The sequence below is a fragment of the Amycolatopsis echigonensis genome, assembly GCF_002846615.1.
GTDB lineage: Bacteria > Actinomycetota > Actinomycetes > Mycobacteriales > Pseudonocardiaceae > Amycolatopsis > Amycolatopsis echigonensis.
This window is the reverse complement of record NZ_PJMY01000003.1, coordinates 19,020-40,351: the sequence shown is the minus strand read 5'-3', so window position 1 is coordinate 40,351 and position 21,332 is coordinate 19,020. Positions and strand designations below refer to the sequence as shown.

Here is a 21,332-nt window from a genome sequence, read left to right as displayed (position 1 = left end):
GTCACCGCCCGGCCGCGGCCAGGCTGCACCGGGACACCGTGTCGGTCAATTCCGTGCGGTCGAGATTCCGCCCGATGAGGACCAGTTTGCTGACCGGCGGCTGCGCACCCCACTCGCCGGCGTCGGTCAACTCGTAGATTCGATGCACGCCCTGCAGCACCGTCTTGCGGTCGAAGGCGAGAATTCCCTTGAAGCGGTACAGATCGTCGCCGCGTTCGGCCAGCAGGGCGGTGAGCCACTGTTCGAACGCGGCGCGGTCCAGGGGATAGCCGAGTTCGATCGAGACCGATTCCAGCGTCGGGTCGTGGTGGTGCGCGTCGTCTTCGAGCCAGTCCGGGTCGGCGGCGACGGTGCGGTTCAGGTCGAAGGCGTTGATGCCGAGGATGTCGTCCAGATCGACGCTGCCGTAGCTGGACGTGAGGATGTCCGCGGTCGCGTTGACCGAGCGGAGCTGCCTGCGCAGATCCTCGATTTCCGGCTCGGTGACCAGGTCGATCTTGTTGAGCACGATCCGGTCCGCGAACGCGATCTGGTTGCTCACCTGGCCGCCGACGCCGTCGTGCTCGCCCTCCTTGAGATGGCTCTCGACGTGCCGCGCGTCGACCAGCGTCACGATCGCGTCCAGAGCGAAGGCCGAAGACACCTCGTCGTCCACGAAAAACGTCTGCGCGACCGGGTTCGGGTCGGCCATGCCGCTGGTCTCGATGAGAATCCGGTCGAACCGCTCGCGGCGGCGCAGCAGCGACTGCAGGATTTCGATCAGGTCAGTGCGCGCGGTGCAGCACAGGCAGCATCCGTTGCTCATTTCGATGATCTTCTCGTCGCCGCCGAGCACGAGCGCGTTGTCGATCGGGATCTCGCCGAACTCGTTCTCGATCACCGCGATCCGGTGCCCGTGGTTCGCGGTGAGGATGTGGTTGACGAGCGTGGTTTTGCCCGAGCCGAGAAAGCCGGTCAGTACGGTCACCGGGATTTTGGCCATGACGATTCCCTCCTTAAACGTTCCCGCCGAGAATCCGGCGAGCGTGCTGTCGTGCTTCTTCGGAAACGACAATGCGATTGCCGTCGAACTGCGGACCCCGGGTGGCGTCCAAGCCCATCCGGGACGTCGTGCCGTCGGAGCCCGAGGACGGGTCGAGCGGCGAACCCGGCAGACCGTCCACGGTGAACAAGTCCTGGTGCGGCTGGAAATGCGTGGCGAGGGCCCAAAGCACCTCGCTGTCCTGGGTGATGTCGACGTCCTCGTCCACCGCGATCACCGTCTTGACGTACGGGTCCCAGCCGAGCAGTCCGAGCATCACCTGCCGGGCTTGACCGGGCCGTCGCTGGCGAAGGGCGACGTAACAGTGGAAGTGCGTGCCGGACGTCGGATAGTGCACCGCGGTGACGTCCGGGAAGCGCGCTTTGAGCTTCTCCGCCATTTCCGATTCCCGTGGGACGCGGGCGAGATTGAGGTGCTCGTCAGTGTTGCCGCCGACGACGTCGATGAGCATCGCGTCGGAACGGCGCATGACGGTCTGCACACGGAGCACGTTGTTGGTCGAGCGATTCGAGGAATAGCCGGAGAATTCGCCGAACGGGCCCTCGTCCGCGTGCTCGGAGGCGTCGATCGTGCCCTCCAGCACGAAGTCCGACCAAGCCGGGACCCCGATGCCATGCCGTGGAGTGTGCACGACTTCCAGCGGCTCGCCGAAGAGTCCGCCGGCCACCGCCCGCTCGTCCACGTCATAGCCGACCCGCGCGGAGGCGGCAAGCATGAACAGCGGATGCCCGCCGAGCACCATCGCGACCGGCATCGGTACGCCGCGTTCGGCGTACTTCCGCAGCATTCGCCACAGATCGCCGCGGGAATGCAGACTGGTCGCCAATTCAGTGCGGGAATGCGGCATCGCCCGGTGGTAGCTGAGATTGCCGACGCCGGTATCCGGATCCTCCGCGACGATGATTCCGCTGGTGACATACGGGGAGCGGTCGCTGGCGAAATGCCGCAGCATCGGGATGGTCGTCAAGTCGACATCGGTTGTGACGCGGTCCAGTACCGGTCCGCTGTCGACGACCCGCGGCGGTACCGCGCGGAGTGCACGCCGTTGGTAGGCACTGTGCAAACCGGACGGTCCGGTCTCGAGCATGCGGGCGATGCGCTGCCGGGAAGCGAACATGTTGCTGACCACCGGCACGTCAAGCCCGGTCACCTTCCGGAACAGCACCATCTCGTGCCGTCCGGCCGCGGCCAGTTCGTAAATCACCCCGGTGACGCCCTCGTCGGCCGGGACGGGATCGTCGAGGACGAGCACGTCGCCGGGAAACTCGTGCCGGTACTGGTCGACGAACGCGTGGGGATCTTGCCGGTGGTTCACCGCGAAACTCCTTGCGAGGCGGGCGGCCCCTGCCAGCGCGCGAACAGTTCGTGTTCGATGCCGAACTGGTCGAGCACCTTGCCGGTCAGGTGGGCGAGGATGTCCTCAATGGACTCGGGTTGGTGGTAGAAGGCGGGCACCGGCGGCAGTACCGTCGCACCCGCCTCGGTCACCGCCACCAGATTGCGCAGGTGCACGAGGCTCAACGGGGTTTCCCGGGCGACGAGCACCAGCGGACGGCGTTCTTTCAGGGTGACGTCGGCGGCCCGGACGAGCAGGTCGTCGCTGTAGCCGTGCGCGATCCCGGCGACGGTTTTCATCGAGCACGGCACGACGACCATGCCCATGGTGCGAAAGGAACCGGACGCGATCGACGCGGCGATGTCCCCGCGCGCATGGCGGACGTCGGCCAGTTCGGCGACCTCGGCGGGCGGCATTCCGGTTTCCAGTTCGATGGTGCGGTGCGCGGCTCGCGACATGACCAGATGCGTTTCCACCGTGCCGAGCTTGCGCAGCGCGGTCAGCAGGTGGACAGCGAGGTGCGGGCCGCTGGCCCCGGTGATGCCGACGATCAGCCGGGGCCGCTGCGGTTCGGTGCCCATGACGTCCTTTCAGGACTGGGAAAGCTCAGCGGCGGGTTCCCGTCGGGCGAGCGGCTCTTCCGGCCGTCGTTTCCGAGCGGCGAAGAAGAGCAGGTTCAGCAGCACCGCCAGGACCGTGCCGGTCGCCACGCCGCTCTTGAGGAAAACCTGTGCGGCGAACGGAAACTGCTGGTAGAAATCCGGTGCGCCGGCCGGGATCAACCCGACGCCGAGCGACAGCATGACGATCACCAGATTGCCGGTCTGGTTGAAGTCCACTCGGGACAGCAGCTGAATGCCGGACACGGTCAGCGCCGCGAACGTGGCGACGGCGGCCGCGCCGATCACTGGTTGCGGGATCGCCGCGATCACCCGGCCGACCGGTTGCACCACCCCGAAAACGATCAGGATCATGCCGCCGACCGCGACCGGATACCGGCTGCGCACCTTGGTCAGCGCGACGAGCCCGATGTTCTGGCCGAAGGTGGTGTAGGCGAAACCGTTGAACACGCCGCTGAGCGCGGTGAGCAGTCCGTCCACCCGGAGCAGATTGGCGATGTCGCGCGGGCCGACCTTCTTGCCGACCACCTGTCCGACGGCGAGCCCCTGTCCGGACGCCTCGACCATCAGCACGAAAACGATCACCAGGAACAGCAGAATCGATGGAATGTCGAAATGCAACGCTCCGTAATGCAGTGGTCGCAGCAGGCCGAAAACCGGACCGTGGCCCACTCCGGAGAGGCTGCCCAGTCCGGTCAGCCAGCCGACGATCGCCCCGACGGTCAGCGCGATCAGCATCGCGAGCTGGCCGAGCAATCCGCGGAACACCCGGTAGAACACCGCGATCAGCGCGAGAGTGAATCCGGCGAGCGCGAGATTCGCTGGCGCACCGTAATTGTGCGCGGACGGAGCGGAACCGGCGATGAGTTTCAGCCCGACCGGGATCAGCGTCAGCCCGATCAACGTGATGACCGTGCCGGTGACGACCTCCGGGAACAGCTTGAGCAGTTTGCTGAACAACGGCGCGATCAGCACCCAGACCACGCCGACGACGAGCAGCGAGCCATAGACGGTGGAGAGCCCCTGCGTGCTGCCGATCAGCACCATCGGGACGATTCCGTTGGACGCGGCCCCGACCACGAGCGGCATCCGGATGCCGAACTTCCAGACGCCGAACGCCTGCAGCATGGTGCCGATCCCGGCGAGCACCAGGTCGACGCTGACGAGATCGGCGATCTGCGACTGCGGCAGCCCGAGCCCGGCGCCGACCACGATCGGCACTACGACGACACCGGCGTACATCACGAGCACGTGCTGCAAACCGAGCAGCACCAGCGGGCCGAATCGGGGACGTTCGTCCACGGGGGACACCGGAGACGGGTGACTGGCCATGATTCCCTCACCTCGTTGGGCCGGCGGGGCCGGGGAAACGGCCGGGCCGGGCGGATCGCGGGGCGTCGCCGGAGCCGGACGGGCTTCCGGCGGCGAGGACCCCCGGCCGCGCGCGGATCGTGCCGCCGCACCTACGGGGTTACGGGATCTTCGAAGATTTTTCCTTCCCTGCAAGGGGTTTGGATTATGGTGCATCGGAAGCCGCCCGCGGTCAATACCCGGGCGCGGCTTCCGGTCCGGTGCGCGGCGCCCGCTCGCGGCGGTTGAGCACCAGATTCAGCAGGAACGCCGCGATGCCTCCGGCCGCGATGCCGCTCGTCAGCACCGTCTGCACCACCACGGGGAGATGCTGGTAGAACTCCGGCGCGCCGACCGGCAAAAGCCCGAAGCCGAACGAGATGGCGACGATCAGGATATTGCGGCCGTTGCTCAGGTCCGCCTGGCTCATGATGCGCAGGCCGACCGCTCCGACGGTGCCGAACATGACGACGCCGACACCGCCGAGGACCGGCCCGGGCAGCGAAGCGACGGCCGCGCCGAGTTTCGGCACCAGGCTCATGAGCACCAGCACCGCGCCCGCGGTGGCGACCACGAACCGGCTCATCACGCGGGTGATGCTGACCAGCCCGACGTTCTCGCCGAAAGTGACGACGGTGAACGAGCCGAACACGCCCGCGAACGCCGTGCCGATCCCGTCCGCGCGCAGCGCCCGGGAAATCTCGCGCGGCCCGACGTCGCGGCCGACGATCTGCCCGATGGCGAGCGTGTCGCCGGTCGATTCCACCATGTTCACCAGCTGCACGATGATCATCGGCAGCAATGCGGACAAGGCGAAGGTCGGCATGCCGAATTCGAACGGCTTCACGACGCCGACCCAGTCCGCCTGCCCGACCGAGCTGAAGTCCGCCATGCCGAGCGGAACCGCGACGAGCGTGCCGACGGCCAGTGCGATCAGGATCGCGAAGCGGCGCACGGCCGGCGGAGCGAAGCGTTCCAAGCAGACAGTCAGCACAATGGTGCCGAGCCCGAGGATCAGCCGTCCGGCCGAGCCGTGGTCGGCGGCGCCCGGATTGGACCCGGCGATCAGCGTCGCGGTGGAGGGCAGCAGCGAGAACCCGATGATCGCGATGATCGTCCCGGTCACGATCGGCGGGAAGAACCGGATCAGCTTGCTGAACCACGGCGCGACCAGCCAGGTCAGCAGCCCGGCGACGATGGTCGCGCCGAAGACCGCCGGCAGCCCCGCCTCCTTGCCGGCGATGATCGCCGGGGTGATGCCGGTGAAGGTCGAGCCCATCACGATCGGCAGCCGGGCGCCGACATTGCCGATCCCGAGCGTCTGCAGCAGCGTCGCGACCCCGCTGACCAGCACGTTCGCCGTGACGAGCGTCGCGATCTGCGCGGTGGAGAGGCCGACGCCGAGCCCGATCAGCAGCGGCACGGTGACCATTCCGGAGTAGGCGACCAGCAGGTGCTGGACACCGAGCGGGAGCATGTGCCGGAACCGCGGGACGGTGTCGACCGCGTCGCGGGTCGTGGCTTCGGCTCGGGTAGTGCGCGGACGGAATCGCATGGTTTCCTCCACAGCGGGGAAAGGGGGAGCGCGGATCACCGCGCCCAGGGAGTGAGCAGTCCGCCCATGCCGCTGCGCTCCAGCAGCCGGGCCGCGTGCCGTTCCGCCTCGTCGGCGGCGGCCGCCTCGTCGACGCGGACGCACTGTCCGTCGCGGTAGACGATCTCGCCGCCCACGATCGTCAGCTCCACATCGGACCCGCGGGCGGAGTAGACGAGGGCGGCGACAGCCCGGTGCACCGGGCGGAGGTGCGGACGGTCGAGCGCGGTCACGATGACGTCGGCGAGTTTGCCCACGCTCACCACACCCGCGTCGATTCCGGCGTAACGGGCCCCCTCGCGGGTGGCCATTTCCAGCGCGTCCTCGGCACGCAGTGCCGTAGGGTCCAAAGTGGCCGTTCGCTGGCCGAAGACGCTGAGTTTCATTGCCTCGAAAAGATCTTGCCGATGACCGCAGCTGGGACCGTCGGTGCCCAGCGCGACCGGGACGTTCTGCTTGCGCATGCTCGCGACCCGGGCCGTGCCGGAGGCGAGGTAGCCGTTCGACGCCGGGTTGTGCGAAACCCCGGCGCCAGCGGCCGCGACCTGTTCGATTTCGGCTTCGTCGAGCCAAATCGCGTGAGCGAGAGTGGCCCGTTCGTCGAGCAGGCCTTCCTTGGCGAGCCATTCCACCGGCCGGACCCCGTGGGTTTCGAGGTAGCTGACCGGATCGGTGGTGCTCTCGCAGCAATGGGTGTGCCAGCGAGTGCCGAATTCCCGGGCGAGTTCGACTGTCCGGCGGACGAGTTCCTGCTCCACGTAACAGAGATTGAGCGCGGCCGGCCACACCGCGACCTTCGAGCCCGGCGGCCGGTGTTCCATCGCCTCGCGGGTGATCGCGAATTCGTCTTCGCTCGAGTAACGGAACAGTTCGATCGGCTGGCCGCGGCGGTCGGCGATTTCCGTGCGTTCGCCCAGCATGCCGCGGGCGACCGCGCCGCGAAGCCCGGCCTCCTCGATGACGTCGGCGACGGCGAGCGTCGTTTCGAGATCGCTTGGCGCGTAATGGTTGTCGATCACCGTCGTGATGCCGGCCCGCAACGCTTCGACCGCGCCGAGCCGCGCCCCGGCCACTGCTTCGGGGCCGGTGATCGCGATCGAATACGGCCACATGAACTCGCACAGCCACGGCACGATCGACATGCCTTCGCCGAGCCCGCGAGCGAGTGCTTGGTAAAGGTGATTGTGCCCGTCGACCAGGCCGGGCAGCACGGCTTTGCCGCGGCAGTCGATGACCTCGCCGGCTTGCCAGCGCTCAGTCCCGGGCCCTTCGCCGACACCGGCGATCCGGTCGCCGATGATCGCGACGTGGCCGTTCTGATGGACAGTGCGCCGGTCGTCGACGGTCACCACGGTGCCGCCGGTGAGGAGGAGGTCGCAGGGTTCCGCAGCCGACATCGGGCCGCCCTTCCCCGGGCGGGGACGGACCCGGCCCGGCGGTCGTCTCCAGCGCGCGGCTGGAGGCAGCTGGCCGAACGGTTGGCCCGAAACGGGAGGTCACCGGCGCCCGGCAGCGCCGCCGGGTCGTTCAATGCAAAGCCCTCACGGGGCCGGTGTCAAGAGCCCCGACGGGAAAAGTATTGCCGCGCAAGGCATTCGGCGATCATGTGTTGACAGCGGGCGGCGAAGGTGCTGCACTCGGTTGCGCCGGAGCGCTGATCGCGCTTCCGGGTCCCGTAGGTGCGGTGAAGCGCGGCCGGGGAGTCCTTTACTCAAGTCTTGCGTAAGGAGACATCCGGTGATTATCGATACCCATGTCCATCCGACGAATCTCGTCGACGAAGCCTGGCGGCACACCGGAACCCCGTTCACCGGCGAGCGCACGCTGGATATGATGGACGGTCCATTCTGGATCAACGGCAAACCGCGGCGCGTGGACGTCAGCTGCATCATGCCGCCGCCGGGGAACACGACCTGGCGCGAGGGCAACAAAACCGGCCGCGAAGGCATCCGCGAATACCAGGCGTACGTGACCTCGCTGGTGCAGCAATACCCGGACCGGTTCGTCGGCAACTTCATGTACAACCCGCGGTTCGGCCCGGAAAACGGCGCCGCGGAGCTGGCCTTCCACGTGAAGGAATACGGCTACAAAATGCTGAAGCTGCACGCCAACATGCATTCCTACCGGCCGGACCGGGCGCTGGACTGGCTGCGGCCGGTGATGCGGGTGTGCGACGAGCTCGGCGTGATCGTGCTGATCCACACCGGGGACGGGCCGTACTCGATCCCGACGCAGTTCTACCCGATCATCCGCGAGTTCCCGAACGTCACGTTCATCCTCGGCCATTTCGGCATCCAGACCGGCGGCGTCTACTGTTTCGAGGCGTTCTGGATGATCCAGGACTCGCCGAACGTGATCGGCGAATCGGGATGGCTGCTGCAGTCGCGGATCGTCGAATTCGCCAAGGAGATGAAGAAGAGCGACCTGGTCTTCGGCACCGATTCGCCGCCGAACGAGCCCGGGATGTGGGCACGGGAGCTGGAAGTGCTGTGCCACCAGCCGCCGCAGGGCCTGAACCTGTCCGAGGACGACCTGGAGGGCTACCTCGGCAACAACATGGCCAAGCTGCTCGGTCTCGCGCCGACGCCGCCGCCGAAGGACAAGGCGGAAGCCGAGGCGTATTTGCGCGGGGATATTCCGCAGGCCTCCGCGGCGAATACGCACGCGTCGCATTATCTCGGCTACACGCCTTCGGCGTGGGCGGAGGCGGCTAACTCCTGATCCGGTGGCGTGCCGGCTGCGGGATCACTCGCACCCGCAGCTGGCGCGCGCGGTCAGGTGGACGTCGAGGACGCGGTCTTCGGGCTGAGTGTTTTCCCGGAGTTCGTCCAGAGTGGACACTGCGGCGTCGGCGAAGTCGTCGAAGGAATGTCCGGCAGTGGAGAGTGCGGGCCAGCTGTGCGCGGCGGCGTCGGTGCCGCCGAAGCCAATCACCGCAAGGTCTTTCGGGACACTCAAGCCGAGTTCCGCCGCGACGGTGAGCGTGTCGAGCGCCAGCCCGTCCGCTGTCGCCATGATCGCGCGCGGCCGTTCCGGCGACTGCAACCAGCGCCGGATGTCCGCCCGCGCCGCGTGCCGATCCAGACCGGTGCGGACGACGTTGCCGGTACTCCTCTTCGCCGCCCGCATTGCCTCTGTCCAGCCGCGAGCCCGATCGGCGACCGGGCCGGACCGTGCGGTCCCGGTAAGGCAGCCGATCTCTCGGTAGCCGTGCCCGAGCAGATGTTCGGTGGTCAACCGTCCGCCCGCCTTGTTGTCCAGCACCACGGACGGCGCGGCGCTGCCGGACGGGGCGCGGTGGTGCAGGTAGACGACCGGAACGTCCAAAGTGGAGTGCGTCGCCGCCGCCCCGGCGATCTCGGCGCGGACCAGCAGCAGACCGTCCACGCGCATGTTCGCCAGGGATTCGGCGTACCGCAGCTCCTGTTCCCGGGAGAACGCCGAATTTCCCAGCAGCACCAGGGATCCGCGGGCGAACGCGGCGCGCTCGACCGCGTGGGTGAGCTGCGTAAAGTAGCCCTCGCTGCTGTCCGGCACGACCAGCCCGAGCACGTTGCTGCGCGTGGACCGCAACGCACGTGCGACGAGGTTGGGCCGGTAGCCGAGTTCGGCGATGGCTTGCTCGACCCGTGCTCGCGTGGCGGGCGCGACCGGACGCGGGCCGTTGTTGAGCACGTAACTGACCACGGCCGGCGAGGTCCCCGCCAGTCGTGCGACATCGTCCCGGGTGGCCCGCTGCATGTGCCAGACGATACCCGAAGAGCCGTTGACAGTCCCGGTCTACACGTGTTGAATCCGTGCAGTCGGCAAAGCAGGAAAGCTGGTGGTCAGTGTGGACTCGCTGGTACGTGCCGCGGAAACCGGCAAGGCCGCCGGGGTGGGCGAAAGCGCCCTCCGGCCGGACGGCGCCGCCAAGGTGACCGGCCGGTTCGCCTATTCGTCGGATTTGTGGATCGAGGGCATGGTCTGGGCTACCACGCTGCGCAGCCCGTACGCGGCCGCGCGGATCCGGTCCATCGACACGAGCAAGGCGCTCGCCCAGCCAGGCGTGCACGCCGTGCTCACCCACGAGGACGTGCCCGGCGCGAAAATGTACGGAATGAAATCCGCGGACCAGCCGGTTCTCGCGGTGGACGAGGTCCGCTACCACGGCGAACCGGTGGCGCTGGTCGCCGCCGACGATCCGGAAACCGCCCGTCAGGCAGCCAAACTGATCATGGTGGACTACGAACCGCTGACTCCGGTCACGGACCCGATGACGGTCCTGGACGAGGGCGTCCGTCCTGTTCCTCCGGGCGGAAACCTGGTACGGCACGTGAAAATCCGGCACGGCGACCTGGCACGCGCCCGTGCCGAGGCGGAGGTGGTGGTCACCGGCGAGTACGAAGTCGGCATGCAGGACCAGGCTTTCCTGGGGCCGGAATCCGGCTTGGCGATTCCTTCCGAGGACGGTGGCGTCGAGCTTTACGTTTCCTCGCAATGGCTGCACAAAGACCTGGAACAGCTGGCTCCTTGCTTGGGATTGCCGCCGGAAAAAGTGCGGCTGACCTTGGCAGGCGTCGGCGGCGCCTTCGGCGGCCGGGAAGATCTCTCCGTCCACGTGCATGCTTGTATGCTCGCTCTGCGCCTCGGCCGCCCGGTGAAGATGTCTTACAACCGCTACGAATCCTTCTTCGGTCACGTTCACCGGCACCCGGCGAAGATGCGTTACGAGCATGGAGCCACCAAGGACGGCCGCCTGGTGTACGTCAAAGCCCGCCTGGTTTTGGACGGTGGTGCTTACACTTCGACTTCGCCGGTAGTCATCGCCAACGCCTGCTATTTCGTCACCGGTGCCTACGATGTACCGAATGCCGAAATCGACGGCTTGGCAGTCTTCACGAATAACCCGCCGTGCGGTGCGATGCGCGGCTTCGGCGCCGTCCAATCGGCCTACGGCTGCGAGTCCAATATGGACAAGCTGGCGCACGAACTAGGCATGGATCCGATGGAATTGCGCCTCCGCAACGCCATGACCACGGGCACCGTCCTGCCCACCGGCCAAGCCGTCGACGGTCCAGCCCCTGTCGCGGAACTGTTGCAAGCGCTCCGCGACCGTCCCTTGCCTCCCGCCGGCGGGACGGACTTGCTTTCCCTGCCCGGCGGAGCCGCCAACACGACGCACGGCGAGGGGGTGCGTCGCGGAGTCGGCTACGCGGTCGGGGTGAAAGCGATCGGCTATTCAGGAGGCGTCGACGACATCTCGACCGCCCGCGTCGCACTGGCCGTCGTGAATGGTGCCCCGGTTGCCTCGGTGCACACCGCCGCGGCGGAATGCGGACAAGGCGTCACGACGGTGCAATCACAGGTGGCGAGCACAGAACTGGGCGTCTCGCGGGTCGTCGTCCTCCCCGCCGATACCCAAATCGGCGACGCCGGTTCCGCATCGGCTTCTCGAATGACATGGATGTCCACCGGCGCGGTGCAAGGAGCCTGCCGCCACATTGCGCGTGAACTGCTGCGCCGCGCGTCCGTGGCGAGCGGACTCCCCGCGCTCTCGTTGGGCGACGACCAGGTCCTGGACAGCGCCGGCCGCCCGGTGTGCTCTATCGCCGAGCTGGTGGGTTCGGACACCATCTCGCACACCTTCGAATACCACCACCGGCCGACGCAAGGCATCGATCCGGAAACCGGCCAGGGCAACGCGCACATCGCTTTCGCATTCGCCGCCCACCGGGCTGTGGTGGACGTGGATGTCGAACTGGGTTTGGTGAAGGTGGTCGAGCTGGCGACCGCGCAGGATGTCGGCAAGGCGATGAACCCGCTGGCCGTCGAGGGCCAAATCGAAGGCGGCAGCGTCCAGGGCCTGGGTTTGGCTTTGATGGAGGAAATCCTGGTCGATCGTGAAGGCCGGGTGCGGAACCCGTCCTTCACGGACTACCTGATCCCGACGGTGCTGGACGTCCCGCCGATGCCGATCAGCCTGTTCGAATTCCCGCATCCGGACTCGCCGTACGGCTTGAACGGCGTCGGGGAACCGCCCACGCTGTCCTCGACTCCGGCGATCCTGAACGCCCTGCGCGCCGCGACCGGCCTGCCTTTGCCGAACGCTCCCATCCGCCCGGACGACATCGCCCTCGCGGGTTCGCGGGCCGCTTCCCGCTGCCGCTAGTGCCGCGCCGACCTGCCCATTCCCGCCCGAGGACCGCCTCCCGGAGGTGACCCATGGATTTCCTGACCCCGACGACCTGGGCCGAAGCCCTGGCCGTCAAGTCCGACCGCCCGGACGCCGTCCCCTTGGCGGGCGGCACTGACGTCCTGGTCGAACTCAACTTCGACCACCGTCGGCCGCCCGCGCTGCTCGACCTCACCCGGATCGGCGACCTGACCGAGTGGACCGAGAAAGACGGCCGGATCCGCCTGGGCGCAGGCGTGTCCTACACGCGGATCATCACCGAACTCGGCGCTCGTCTGCCTGGGCTGGCGATGGCCAGCCGCACCGTCGGCTCTCCGCAAATCCGCAACCGCGGCACCGTCGGCGGAAACCTCGGCGCGGCTTCCCCCGCCGGCGACACGCACCCGACGCTCCTGGCCTGCGACGCGACCATCGAGGTCGCGTCGGTGCGCGGCACCAGGATGATCCCGGCGACCGAGTTCTACCAAGGCGTCAAACGCAACGCGCTCGCACCGGACGAGCTGATCGCCGCCATCCACCTCCCTGTCGCGACCGGTCCGCAACAGTTCGCGAAGGTCGGCACCCGCAACGCGATGGTCATCGCAGTGTGCTCGTTCGCCCTCGACCTGGCCCCAGAAACCGGCTGGGTAGGCGCGGCTGTCGGTTCGGCCGCCCCGACCCCGCGCCGAGCGACCGCCGCCGAAGACTTCCTCCGCGACGCCCTTTCCGATCGGTGGACCTCCCGGTCCCCACTGCCGGACCCGATCGTCCGCCGCTTCGGCGAACTGGCCGCGAGCGCCGCGTCCCCGATCGACGACGTCCGGGGCAGCGCCGACTACCGCATCCACGCGATCGCCGTACTGGCCCGCCGGACGTTGAGCTGGGCCTGGGAAGACTATCGGAAAGGCGGGCAGCCGAAATGCGCCTGAATCTTGTGGTCAATGACGAGCCGCGCACCGTCGACGAGGCGTGGGAGGGGCAGAGCCTGCTCTTCGTGCTGCGTGATCAACTGGGTCTGCCGGGCTCGAAGAACGCCTGCGAACAAGGCGAATGCGGTTCGTGCACAGTGTATTTGGACGGTACCCCAGTATGTTCGTGCCTGGTCGCGGCGGGCCAAGCCGAGGGCAGAAACATCCGCACTGTAGAGGGTTTGGCCGACGGCGATCAGCTCGACGCAGTACAGCAAGCCTTCATCGACGCCGGCGCCGTACAGTGCGGCTTCTGCACACCGGGGTTGATCGTCGCCGCGCACGAGCTTGTGCACCGAGTGAACGCCCCTTCGGATCCGGAGATCCGTGAAGCCCTGGCGGGGAATCTCTGCCGGTGCACGGGGTACGAGAAGATCTTGGACGCAGTCCGCCTGGCCTCGTCCCGAGTCGGGGAGGAAGCGCCCGCGAAGCCCGGATGATGCGCTCGTGACCGCTGGCTTGCCGAGCCGCCCTCCAACCCCGCCTGTGGACGGCCGCCGGTGCGGGCCTGGTCAGCCTCCTGAACGGGACCTGCCTGCGTGGGGAACCAGAGAACCGTGCCCGACTGTGCCCAGCCATCCGCGACCCCGCCGGTGCGACCCCGCAGACCCCCTCGCCCAGGGGCCTGCCGAAACCTCGCGCCGGTCACCGCCAGGCTTGCCCAAACGAGTCCGGGTCTGCGATCCGTGCCGGAGTCCCGCGCCCTAGCTGGATCGAGCCTTCCGCAGTCTGTGGTCCGCGGAAGGCCGCCCGCGCTCAGCTGTTCGGCTGATCTCGCCACAGACTCGCGATCCGCCATGGCCGCTCGCGCCCGCGTCTCGGTCGGGCTGGTCCCGAGTCTACGGTTCGCGGCGGCGACCAGCTTCCGACGGCCCGCACGAGCGGCTTGAGGCTCGGACCCGTCCTGGCCCCTTGCGCTCACGGCTCGGCCGAGCCTTCCCTGGCGCTGCAGCAACCCGCGTCTGCCGATTCGGCCGAGCCCCGGCTTCGGTTCGCGACTCACCCTGGCCTTCGCACCCACGGCCCGGTCGAGCCTGTCCGCGGCTCGCGGCGGCGACCCACGTCCGAGCTCGCCTCAGACCTCGTCCCGTCTTGGCCCCTCGTGCAACAGCTCGGTCGGGCTCGTCCTGGGTCTGTGGCCAGCGGTGGCGGCCCGGGTCTGAGGACTCAGTCCGAGGTCGCCTCAGACCTCGGCCAACTCTGGAACCCTCGCGCCCGCGGCGCGGTCAGGCCCGCGCCGCGTGTGTGGCTCGCGGCGGCAACCCGCGTCCGCCGGTTCACCGAGCCCGCCTCGCACCCGCAACCCCCGCCGGAGCCCCGCGCCCACTGCTCGTCCGGGGCCGGTCAGAGGCCTTTCATCAGGTCCGTCTCCGTCACCCCCGGTCCTTGTCCTTCCCGGATGAACCATTCCGTCCCGAATGCTTGGCCGAAGCTGTCGTCCGGCAGGGCAAGGAAGAACGACTCCTCGCTGATCTGGCTCCGGTGCGCGCGCATCGCCGCCCGTTTCACCTCCAGGTATGCCGTGACGTCCACTTCGGCGGTCAGTTCGGCTTCCGGCTTGCCGACGATCATCTCCTCGTCCGGGCCGCCTTCTTCGCCCGCTGCCCTCGCGGCTTCGGCGGCTCGGCGGATCTGGTCGCGGTTCGCCGAGCCTTGGTAGACGCGCGGCGTGCCTGCGAGTTCGGCTGCGCGCATGCCGACGCGGTGGACCTGGATGTGGTCCGGGTGGCCGTAGACGCCGAAGTCGTCGTACACCGTCAGTACGTCGGCCGACTCCTCGCGCAGGATCGCCGCCAGCCGCTTCGCCGCTTCCTCGACCGGCGCGCTCCAGAAGGTGCCCGGGCCGTCGTTCGACGGGTCGCCCATCATCCCGGAGTCCTGGTATCCCAAGAACTCCACCCGCGAGACGCCCAGCACCTCGGCCGCCGCGTGCGTCTCCCGCACCCGCCGGTCCGCGAGCTGCTCGCCGTCGTCGAGCAGGCCCTCGGGGATCTCGCCTTTCTCCCCGCGCGTGGCCACGACGAGCACCACCCGGTGTCCCTCGTCGGCCGCCTTGCGCATCACGCCGCCGGTCATGATCGCCTCGTCGTCCGGATGAGCGTGGAACGTCACCAATGTCGCCATGCCACCGAACCTACCCGCGCCCACCGACAAAAACCGGCGTCCGCCGGATCCGGCTTCCGGAGAATCCGCCACACCCTCCATTGTGGACAGGTCGCCCACATGGGTGGACGCCGGTTTATCCGCACGAGGGGTCCCTCGCGCGCTCCGCAGCTTGGCTTCTCCCGCCGCCCGGCTTACGTTGGGGTCCGCCGACCGAGGAGGCGTCATGGCAGAACGGACGAAATACATCCTGGACGAGGCCGATCTCCCGGCGCAGTGGTACAACGTGGTGCCGGACCTGCCCGAGCCGCCGCCTCCGCCGCTGCACCCGGGAACCCGCGAGCCCGTCGGGCCCGCGGACCTGGCTCCGCTGTTCCCGCAGGCGCTCATCGAGCAGGAAGTCACCGCCGAGCGCTACATCGACATTCCCGAGGAAGTCCGGGACGTCTACCGGCTCTGGCGTCCGTCCCCGCTGTACCGCGCCCACCGGCTGGAGAAGGCGCTCGGGACCCCGGCCCGGATCTACTACAAGTACGAGGGCGTCAGCCCGGTCGGCTCGCACAAGCCGAACACCGCTGTGCCGCAGGCGTTCTACAACGCGGCGGAGGGCGTCACGCGGCTCACCACCGAGACCGGCGCCGGGCAATGGGGGAGCGCACTGGCGTTCGCGTGCGCCACGTTCGGACTGTCGTGCGAGGTCTGGCAGGTGCGGGCGTCGTACGACCAGAAGCCGTACCGCAAGCTGATGATGGAAACCTTCGGCGCGCAGGTGTACCCGAGTCCATCAGACCGCACTGCCTCAGGCCGGGCGATCCTGGCGGAGAACCCGCAGTCGACGGGGAGTCTCGGCATCGCGATCAGCGAGGCCGTCGAGCAGGCCGCGGCGGATCCGGGCGCGCGGTACGCGCTGGGCAGCGTGCTCAATCACGTGCTGCTGCACCAGACGGTGATCGGCGAGGAAGCCCTCCGTCAGTTCGAACTGGCCGGCGACACCCCGGACGTGCTCGTCGGCTGCACCGGCGGCGGCTCCAACTTCGGTGGGCTCGCTTTCCCGTTCCTGCGGGAAAAACTGGCCGGCCGGATGAACCCGGTGATCCGCGCGGTCGAACCGGCGGCCTGTCCGACGCTCACCCGCGGCCGCTACGCCTACGACTTCGGCGACACCGCCGGTCTCACGCCCCTGCTGAAAATGCACACGCTCGGCCACGATTTCATCCCGGACCCGATTCACGCCGGCGGCCTGCGCTACCACGGGATGTCGCCGCTGATCTCGCACATCTACGAATTGGGTCTCATCGAGGCACTCGCGATCGGTCAGCAGGAATGCTTCGCGGCGGGGGTGCAGTTCGCCCGCACGGAAGGCATCATCCCCGCGCCCGAGCCGACGCATGCCTTGGCAGCGTGCATCCAAGAAGCATTGCGCTGCAAGGAGACTGGCGAGGAGAAGGTAATCCTGACGGCGCTCTGCGGACACGCGCACCTCGATCTTCCCGCATACGGCGCGTATTTGGCGGGGGACATGGTGGACAACGAACTTCCGGACGCGGCGTTGGAGAAATCGCTGGCGGCGCTTCCCTGAGGGACGCGGCTGGCGAGATGGAGAGGAGTGACTGAGGGAGCTAGCGAGGGGGCGATGCCGCGCGATCGGGCTGGCCAGAAGCGAGGGGTTGGCGGTTCGAACCGGACGGGCTGGTTCGGCCGGGCAGCCGTGGTGGTTGGGCTGGTTCGGCGGGGCAGCCGTGGTGGTTGGGCTGGTTCGGCGGGCCGCCCTTGCGGGTGGGCTGGTGCAGTGGGGACGTCATGGTGGGAGGGAGGAACAGCGGAGCGGCCGTGGAAAGCGGATGGATGAGCTGGCGTGCCTGGTGGGGGTGGTTGGCTGGGAGGGTGCCGTTGATGGAGTGGCTTTGCGCTGATGGCCGACCATGACCAGGACGGCGGCGGGTCCCTTCGGGCGGTCTGAGCGGGATGCTGCCGGCCGAGCGGGATGGACTCGGGCTTCGGTGAGGGCCGCAGTGGAGGAAGCTCCGGCGAGGTGACCCGCGGCGTGCGCCCGAGGGTTGGCCTGTTCGAGGTGGGTGAGTGGGCGGGGTCGGCCGGGCCTGGTGGCGGGGAGGCGGAAACCTGACGATTCGAACTGCGGCACATGCTTCGGCAGGTCGGCGTTGGGATCCGGCAGGAGCGGACTCAGGCATCCTCGGCGAGGCGGGACTGGCGCTTTTCCAGAAAGGTTCGCTCAGTCTCGTTGGTAGCCAACGCGATCGCCTCGCCATAGGCGGCGTGAGCTTCGGCGCTGCGGCCCAGGCGGGACAGGAGATCCGCCCGGGTCGCGGGCAGCAGGTGGTAGCCGGGCAGGTCTAGCTCGTCCACCAGGGCCAGCGCCAGCTCCGGGCCGTGCACTTCGGCGACGGCGACGGCGCGGTTCAGGGCTACGACGGCGGTCGGGGTGTGGGCGAGGAGCTGGTCGTAGAGGGCGAGAACCTGCGGCCAATCGGTCGCGGGGCCATCCGTGTGGACGGCGTTGATCGCGGCCTGCAATTGATACGGACCGGGTTGTCCGCGGCGCAGGCATTGCCGTACCAGGGCGTGGCCTTCGGCGATCAGGTCCTGGTTCCAGAGGGAGCGGTCTTGCTCAGGCAGCACTACCAGCTCGCCGGAGGAACTGACACGGGCTGGGCGGCGGGCTTCGGTCAACAGGAGCAGGGCTAGCAGGCCTTGGACTTCCGGTTCGTCGGGCATCAGCTCGGCCAGGGCACGGGTCAGGCGGACGGCTTCCAGACAAAGGTCCGTCCGCACCAGAGGGCCCGAGGTGGAGGTGTAGCCCTCGTTGAAAACCAGGTACAGGACGGTGAGAACGGAAGCCAGGCGGTCCGGCAGCGCGGCCTCGTCGGGGATTCGGTACGGGATGCCCGCGTCGCGGATTTTCTTTTTGGCGCGGACGATGCGCTGCGCGATCGTGGGTTCCGGGACCAGGTACGCGCGCGCGATCTCGGCGGTTTCCAAGCCGCCCAGAAGGCGCAGGGTCAGGGCCGTTTGCGCGAGGGGAGAGAGCGCGGGGTGGCAGCAGGTGAAGATCATCCGCAACTGGTCGTCGCGCACGGGGCCCACCTCCGCGGGTTCGTCGGGCTGGTGGAGGAGCAGGGCTTGCGCATGGCGGGACTCCCGCGTCGACTCCCTGCGGAGGCGGTCGATCGCGCGGTTTCGGGCGGTGGTCACGATCCAGGCTCCTGGGTTGGCTGGCCACGACTCAGCCCAGGCGGTGACGGCAGTGGCGAAGGCGTCCTGTACCGCCTCCTCGGCTAAACCGATGTCACCGAGGAGGCGGGTCAAGGTCGCGACGCAGCGGCCGTACTCGGCTTGGTAGACCGCGTCGAGCGTCACGCGGCGTCCTCTGGGTCGCTCGCGAACGGGCGCACCTCGATAGGGCGGCCACAGGCCTGCGCGCATTTGTCGGCCCAGGACAAGGCTTCGTCCAGGTCCGCGCATTGGATCACCCAGAAGCCGGCTAGCTGCTCCTTCGTTTCGGCGAACGGGCCGTCGGTCATGGTGACGGTGCCGTTCGCGGGGCGGACCACCGTGGTGGCGTGCGAGCGACGCAATCCGCCGACGAACACCCAGGCACCGGCGGCCTTCATGTCGTCGGTGACCTTGCCGGTGCGGGCCATCTGGGCGGCCAGCTCCTCGCCGGTCTCCAGCTTGGTCTCGTCTGCCTGGACGGCCAGCAGGTACTGCTTCATGGCGAACTCCTCACACCAGGGTCTCTTACCCTGGCTACGAACGCGCGCGACGCCATTCGACACCTCGGCAAGAAAAATCCGTCACCGTTCTTTGGAGACGGTCGCCAGCAGTTCCGGGCCCCGCGTCGCCAGCCGTTGCTGGGCGAGCGAACCCCACCACCACGCCAGTGCGATGCCGGTCGCGATCCCGGCCGGAATGCCCAGCCACTGCAGCACCGGCAGGTCCGCCAGCTTCCCGGCCACGCCCAGCGCCACGACCGGCAACGCGCCGAGCACGATGAGCAGCGTGGTCGCCAGCATCATCGCCGCGCGGGCGCACCCGGGACGTCCGCCGGACGACCAGGGACTGCCGCTGCGGCGTTGATCTGGCAGCGGGAAGGCCAGGAAGACGGACTGCAGCATCAGGATCCCGGCGCCGGCGCCCAGCGTTGCCGGGACTAGGCCGAGGACCCAGGGGTACGCGCCCGGTACGCCGGTGACGCCGGGCAGGACGAGCGCCAGCACCAAGGCCACCGGGGCGACGATCAATGCCCACGCCAGCTGGCGGCCACGGATGTCGGCGCGTTCGGCACCGGGAACGACCAGCGTGTGCCACAGGGCGCTGCCGTCCATTCCGTACAGGTTCCCGGACTGCATGGACGCGAAAATCACCACGGCGACACCGAAATACGGCAGCATGGCTGACCGGCCACCGCCGCCGGACAGGGCTGGCACGACCGTGATGACGAAGCCGACGAGCAGCGTCGACAGCAGGGCGACGCGTCGGCGCGCGTCTCGCCACCAGGTGTACAGCTCCTTGCGGGCCACGGCGCCGACCGGAGTGGCGGGCAGCAGGCTGCGCCGCGTGCGGGTGCTCTTCGCGCGGGTGCGGGAGGCGCCGCGGAAAGACGGCGTGGTGACCTGGCGGGCCAGTAGCGCGCCCCAGAGCACGACCAGAACCACCACGACACCGAGCAACGCGGCGAAGAGTCCGCCGACGGTGCCCCATTCGCCGACTCCGGCGGCGTGTACCGCGAGCGTGCCCCAGCCGGACGGCAGCGCGTGCACGACACTGACGAAGCCGGGCATCCGGCCGCTGACGATCGCCGGGCCGAGGCTGTTCATCGCGTAGTTCACCGCTACGCCGGACAACCCGGTGAGCGCCACCAGGATGATGCCGAGCTCCTTGCCCTTGCGCGACGTCAGCAGCGCGCCGAGCGCGGCCATCACCACGCGGTACAACAGCACCACGAAGGCCAGCTGCAGCACGGTGAACACGAGCCCGACGAACGCCGCGCCGACGCCGAACCGCAGCCCGTAGAACACCAGCCCGAGGAACGCCAGCAGGCTCACCAGCGCGGTGACGCCGGCGAAGCTCGCCGCGAGCAGACCGACCGCCAGCTTGCGCCGGCCGATCGGCAGCAGCGCGAAGTGTTCCGGCCGCAGGGTGTCGTCTCCGCCGCCGGTCGCGATCGGCGCAAGCACCCAGCCAAGCATCCACACCGCGTAGATCGAGGTGAGCAGGTCGACCGTGATCCGGGCTTCCGGCACCGGGACGACCGCGACGCCGATCGTGAACAAGGCGGCCAGGAGACCGAAGAGGCCGCCGACGATCATTGCGGCGATCTGCCGCCCGCGCAGCGAATTGCGCAGGACCCGCAGCTTCAGTCGGACGAGGACGCCAACCACGCCAGCCCCTCCGCTCCACCGGTCCGCCCGCCGACGATGTGCACGAACGCGTCTTCCAGCGTGCCTTCGCCGCGCACATCAGCCACCGCGCCCGCGGCGACGACGCGTCCGCGCGTGATCACCGCGACGTGGCTGCACAACTGCTCGACCAATGCCATCACGTGGCTCGACAGCACGACTGCCCCGCCGGACGCGACGAACCGCTGCAGGATCGTGCGGATCGTGGACGCCGAAACCGGGTCCACCGCCTCGAACGGCTCGTCCAGCACCAGCAGCCGAGGGCCGTGCAGCAATGCCATCGCGAGGCCGATCTTCTTGCGCATCCCCGCGGAATAGTCGATGACGAGGGTGCGCTCGGCGTCCGTCAGCTCCAGCACGCCGAGCAGTTCCTGGGCGCGCTCGGCGACCGTGTCCGGCGCGAGCCCGCGCAGCAGGCCCATGTACGTGAGCAGTTCCCGCCCGGTGAGCCGCTCCGGAATGGACAATCCGTCCGGAAGAACGCCGATCAGGCTTTTCGCCCGTTCCGGTTCCCGCCAGACGTCCACTCCGAACACGCGCGCCTCGCCGGCGTCGGGCCGGAGCAGCCCGACCGCCATCGACAGCGACGTCGTTTTCCCGGCTCCGTTAGGGCCGACGAGGCCGAAGAACGACCCCTTCGGCACTTCCAGCCGCACATCGTCTACTGCCAGCGTGGTCCCGAACCGTTTGGTGAGTCCGTAAAGCCCCATGGCCGCGTCGTCGGACACCGGTTCCCCCTTCCCGT

General features: G+C 68.5%; 17 protein-coding genes. 5 read left to right on the top strand and 12 right to left on the bottom strand.

The window, feature by feature from the left end; translation table 11 throughout:
• Position 1: 1 nt before the first annotated feature.
• The 6 genes from ATK30_RS04660 to ATK30_RS04635 form a co-directional block, all read right to left on the bottom strand.
• Complete coding sequence (locus ATK30_RS04660) at positions 2-982, bottom strand: CobW family GTP-binding protein (protein ID WP_101434495.1); 981 nt, start codon at positions 980-982, stop codon at positions 2-4.
• 13 nt (positions 983-995) lie between these two features.
• Positions 996-2,357 (bottom strand): UbiD family decarboxylase, encoded by a 1,362-nt coding sequence (locus tag ATK30_RS04655; protein WP_167441833.1) that lies wholly within the window; start codon positions 2,355-2,357, stop codon positions 996-998.
• Complete coding sequence (locus tag ATK30_RS04650) at positions 2,354-2,959, bottom strand: UbiX family flavin prenyltransferase (RefSeq protein WP_101434493.1); 606 nt, start codon at positions 2,957-2,959, stop codon at positions 2,354-2,356. The genes ATK30_RS04655 and ATK30_RS04650 overlap by 4 nt, the downstream gene beginning before the upstream one ends.
• Before the next feature lie 9 nt (positions 2,960-2,968).
• On the bottom strand, positions 2,969-4,330 hold the full coding sequence (locus tag ATK30_RS04645) for a nucleobase:cation symporter-2 family protein (RefSeq protein ID WP_158242451.1): 1,362 nt from the start codon (positions 4,328-4,330) through the stop codon (positions 2,969-2,971).
• 211 nt (positions 4,331-4,541) lie between these two features.
• The gene (locus ATK30_RS04640) at positions 4,542-5,903 is read right to left on the bottom strand and encodes a nucleobase:cation symporter-2 family protein (protein WP_208637277.1); all 1,362 of its coding nucleotides are present in this window, start codon (positions 5,901-5,903) and stop codon (positions 4,542-4,544) included.
• Positions 5,904-5,938: 35 nt separating this feature from the next.
• Positions 5,939-7,339: an amidohydrolase gene (locus ATK30_RS04635; protein ID WP_101434490.1), complete on the bottom strand. Its 1,401-nt coding sequence runs from the start codon at positions 7,337-7,339 to the stop codon at positions 5,939-5,941.
• Between the two features lie 340 nt (positions 7,340-7,679).
• Here ATK30_RS04635 and ATK30_RS04630 point away from each other — a divergent pair, with 340 nt between their 5' ends.
• Positions 7,680-8,663, top strand: coding sequence for an amidohydrolase family protein (locus ATK30_RS04630; protein ID WP_101434489.1), 984 nt, complete (start codon positions 7,680-7,682; stop codon positions 8,661-8,663).
• 24 nt (positions 8,664-8,687) lie between these two features.
• Here ATK30_RS04630 and ATK30_RS04625 read toward each other — a convergent pair whose 3' ends face one another.
• Positions 8,688-9,683 (bottom strand): LacI family DNA-binding transcriptional regulator, encoded by a 996-nt coding sequence (locus tag ATK30_RS04625; RefSeq protein WP_101434488.1) that lies wholly within the window; start codon positions 9,681-9,683, stop codon positions 8,688-8,690.
• An 82-nt stretch (positions 9,684-9,765) separates the two neighbouring features.
• On the opposite strand from ATK30_RS04625, the gene pucD reads away from it, so the two are divergent.
• From pucD to ATK30_RS04610, 3 genes are read left to right on the top strand one after another with little or no spacing between them, the layout of a single operon-like run.
• Complete coding sequence (pucD, locus tag ATK30_RS04620; protein WP_167441832.1) at positions 9,766-12,093, top strand: xanthine dehydrogenase subunit D; 2,328 nt, start codon at positions 9,766-9,768, stop codon at positions 12,091-12,093.
• Positions 12,094-12,146: 53 nt separating this feature from the next.
• Positions 12,147-13,025 carry an FAD binding domain-containing protein gene (locus ATK30_RS04615; protein WP_101434486.1) on the top strand — a complete coding sequence of 293 codons (879 nt, stop codon included), beginning with the start codon at positions 12,147-12,149 and terminating at the stop codon, positions 13,023-13,025.
• On the top strand, positions 13,016-13,504 hold the full coding sequence (locus ATK30_RS04610; RefSeq protein WP_101434485.1) for a (2Fe-2S)-binding protein: 489 nt from the start codon (positions 13,016-13,018) through the stop codon (positions 13,502-13,504). Before ATK30_RS04615 ends, ATK30_RS04610 begins: the two co-directional genes overlap by 10 nt.
• A gap of 904 nt (positions 13,505-14,408) precedes the next feature.
• On the opposite strand, the gene ATK30_RS04605 is transcribed toward ATK30_RS04610, so the two are convergent.
• Positions 14,409-15,188 carry a PIG-L family deacetylase gene (locus ATK30_RS04605; RefSeq protein ID WP_101434484.1) on the bottom strand — a complete coding sequence of 260 codons (780 nt, stop codon included), beginning with the start codon at positions 15,186-15,188 and terminating at the stop codon, positions 14,409-14,411.
• Positions 15,189-15,393: 205 nt separating this feature from the next.
• On the opposite strand from ATK30_RS04605, the gene ATK30_RS04600 reads away from it, so the two are divergent.
• A complete protein-coding gene (locus ATK30_RS04600; RefSeq protein ID WP_101434483.1) occupies positions 15,394-16,746 on the top strand; it encodes a TrpB-like pyridoxal phosphate-dependent enzyme in 1,353 nt (450 codons plus the stop codon).
• 605 nt (positions 16,747-17,351) lie between these two features.
• Here the strand turns inward: ATK30_RS04600 and ATK30_RS04595 are convergent.
• The 4 genes from ATK30_RS04595 to ATK30_RS04580 form a co-directional block, all read right to left on the bottom strand.
• Positions 17,352-18,545: an RNA polymerase sigma factor gene (locus ATK30_RS04595; protein WP_101434482.1), complete on the bottom strand. Its 1,194-nt coding sequence runs from the start codon at positions 18,543-18,545 to the stop codon at positions 17,352-17,354.
• Complete coding sequence (locus ATK30_RS04590) at positions 18,542-18,901, bottom strand: YciI family protein (RefSeq protein WP_101434481.1); 360 nt, start codon at positions 18,899-18,901, stop codon at positions 18,542-18,544. The genes ATK30_RS04595 and ATK30_RS04590 overlap by 4 nt, the downstream gene beginning before the upstream one ends.
• 81 nt (positions 18,902-18,982) lie before the next feature.
• Positions 18,983-20,569 carry a hypothetical protein gene (locus ATK30_RS04585; protein WP_101434480.1) on the bottom strand — a complete coding sequence of 529 codons (1,587 nt, stop codon included), beginning with the start codon at positions 20,567-20,569 and terminating at the stop codon, positions 18,983-18,985.
• Entirely contained in the window at positions 20,545-21,315 is a 771-nt protein-coding gene (locus ATK30_RS04580) for an ABC transporter ATP-binding protein (protein ID WP_101434479.1), read from the bottom strand. Before ATK30_RS04580 ends, ATK30_RS04585 begins: the two co-directional genes overlap by 25 nt.
• Positions 21,316-21,332 lie beyond the last annotated feature (17 nt).

What these genes read in the sequence shown, in the direction of transcription:
- ATK30_RS04660 (WP_101434495.1), bottom strand. Translation starts at nt 982, where the DNA reads ATGGCCAAAATCCCGGTGACCGTACTGACCGGCTTTCTCGGCTCGGGC.
- ATK30_RS04650 (WP_101434493.1), bottom strand. Translation starts at nt 2,959, where the DNA reads ATGGGCACCGAACCGCAGCGGCCCCGGCTGATCGTCGGCATCACCGGG.
- ATK30_RS04645 (WP_158242451.1), bottom strand. Translation starts at nt 4,330, where the DNA reads ATGGCCAGTCACCCGTCTCCGGTGTCCCCCGTGGACGAACGTCCCCGA.
- ATK30_RS04640 (WP_208637277.1), bottom strand. Translation starts at nt 5,903, where the DNA reads ATGCGATTCCGTCCGCGCACTACCCGAGCCGAAGCCACGACCCGCGAC.
- ATK30_RS04635 (WP_101434490.1), bottom strand. Translation starts at nt 7,339, where the DNA reads ATGTCGGCTGCGGAACCCTGCGACCTCCTCCTCACCGGCGGCACCGTG.
- ATK30_RS04625 (WP_101434488.1), bottom strand. Translation starts at nt 9,683, where the DNA reads ATGCAGCGGGCCACCCGGGACGATGTCGCACGACTGGCGGGGACCTCG.
- ATK30_RS04615 (WP_101434486.1), top strand. Translation starts at nt 12,147, where the DNA reads ATGGATTTCCTGACCCCGACGACCTGGGCCGAAGCCCTGGCCGTCAAG.
- ATK30_RS04610 (WP_101434485.1), top strand. Translation starts at nt 13,016, where the DNA reads ATGCGCCTGAATCTTGTGGTCAATGACGAGCCGCGCACCGTCGACGAG.
- ATK30_RS04605 (WP_101434484.1), bottom strand. Translation starts at nt 15,188, where the DNA reads ATGGCGACATTGGTGACGTTCCACGCTCATCCGGACGACGAGGCGATC.
- ATK30_RS04600 (WP_101434483.1), top strand. Translation starts at nt 15,394, where the DNA reads ATGGCAGAACGGACGAAATACATCCTGGACGAGGCCGATCTCCCGGCG.
- ATK30_RS04590 (WP_101434481.1), bottom strand. Translation starts at nt 18,901, where the DNA reads ATGAAGCAGTACCTGCTGGCCGTCCAGGCAGACGAGACCAAGCTGGAG.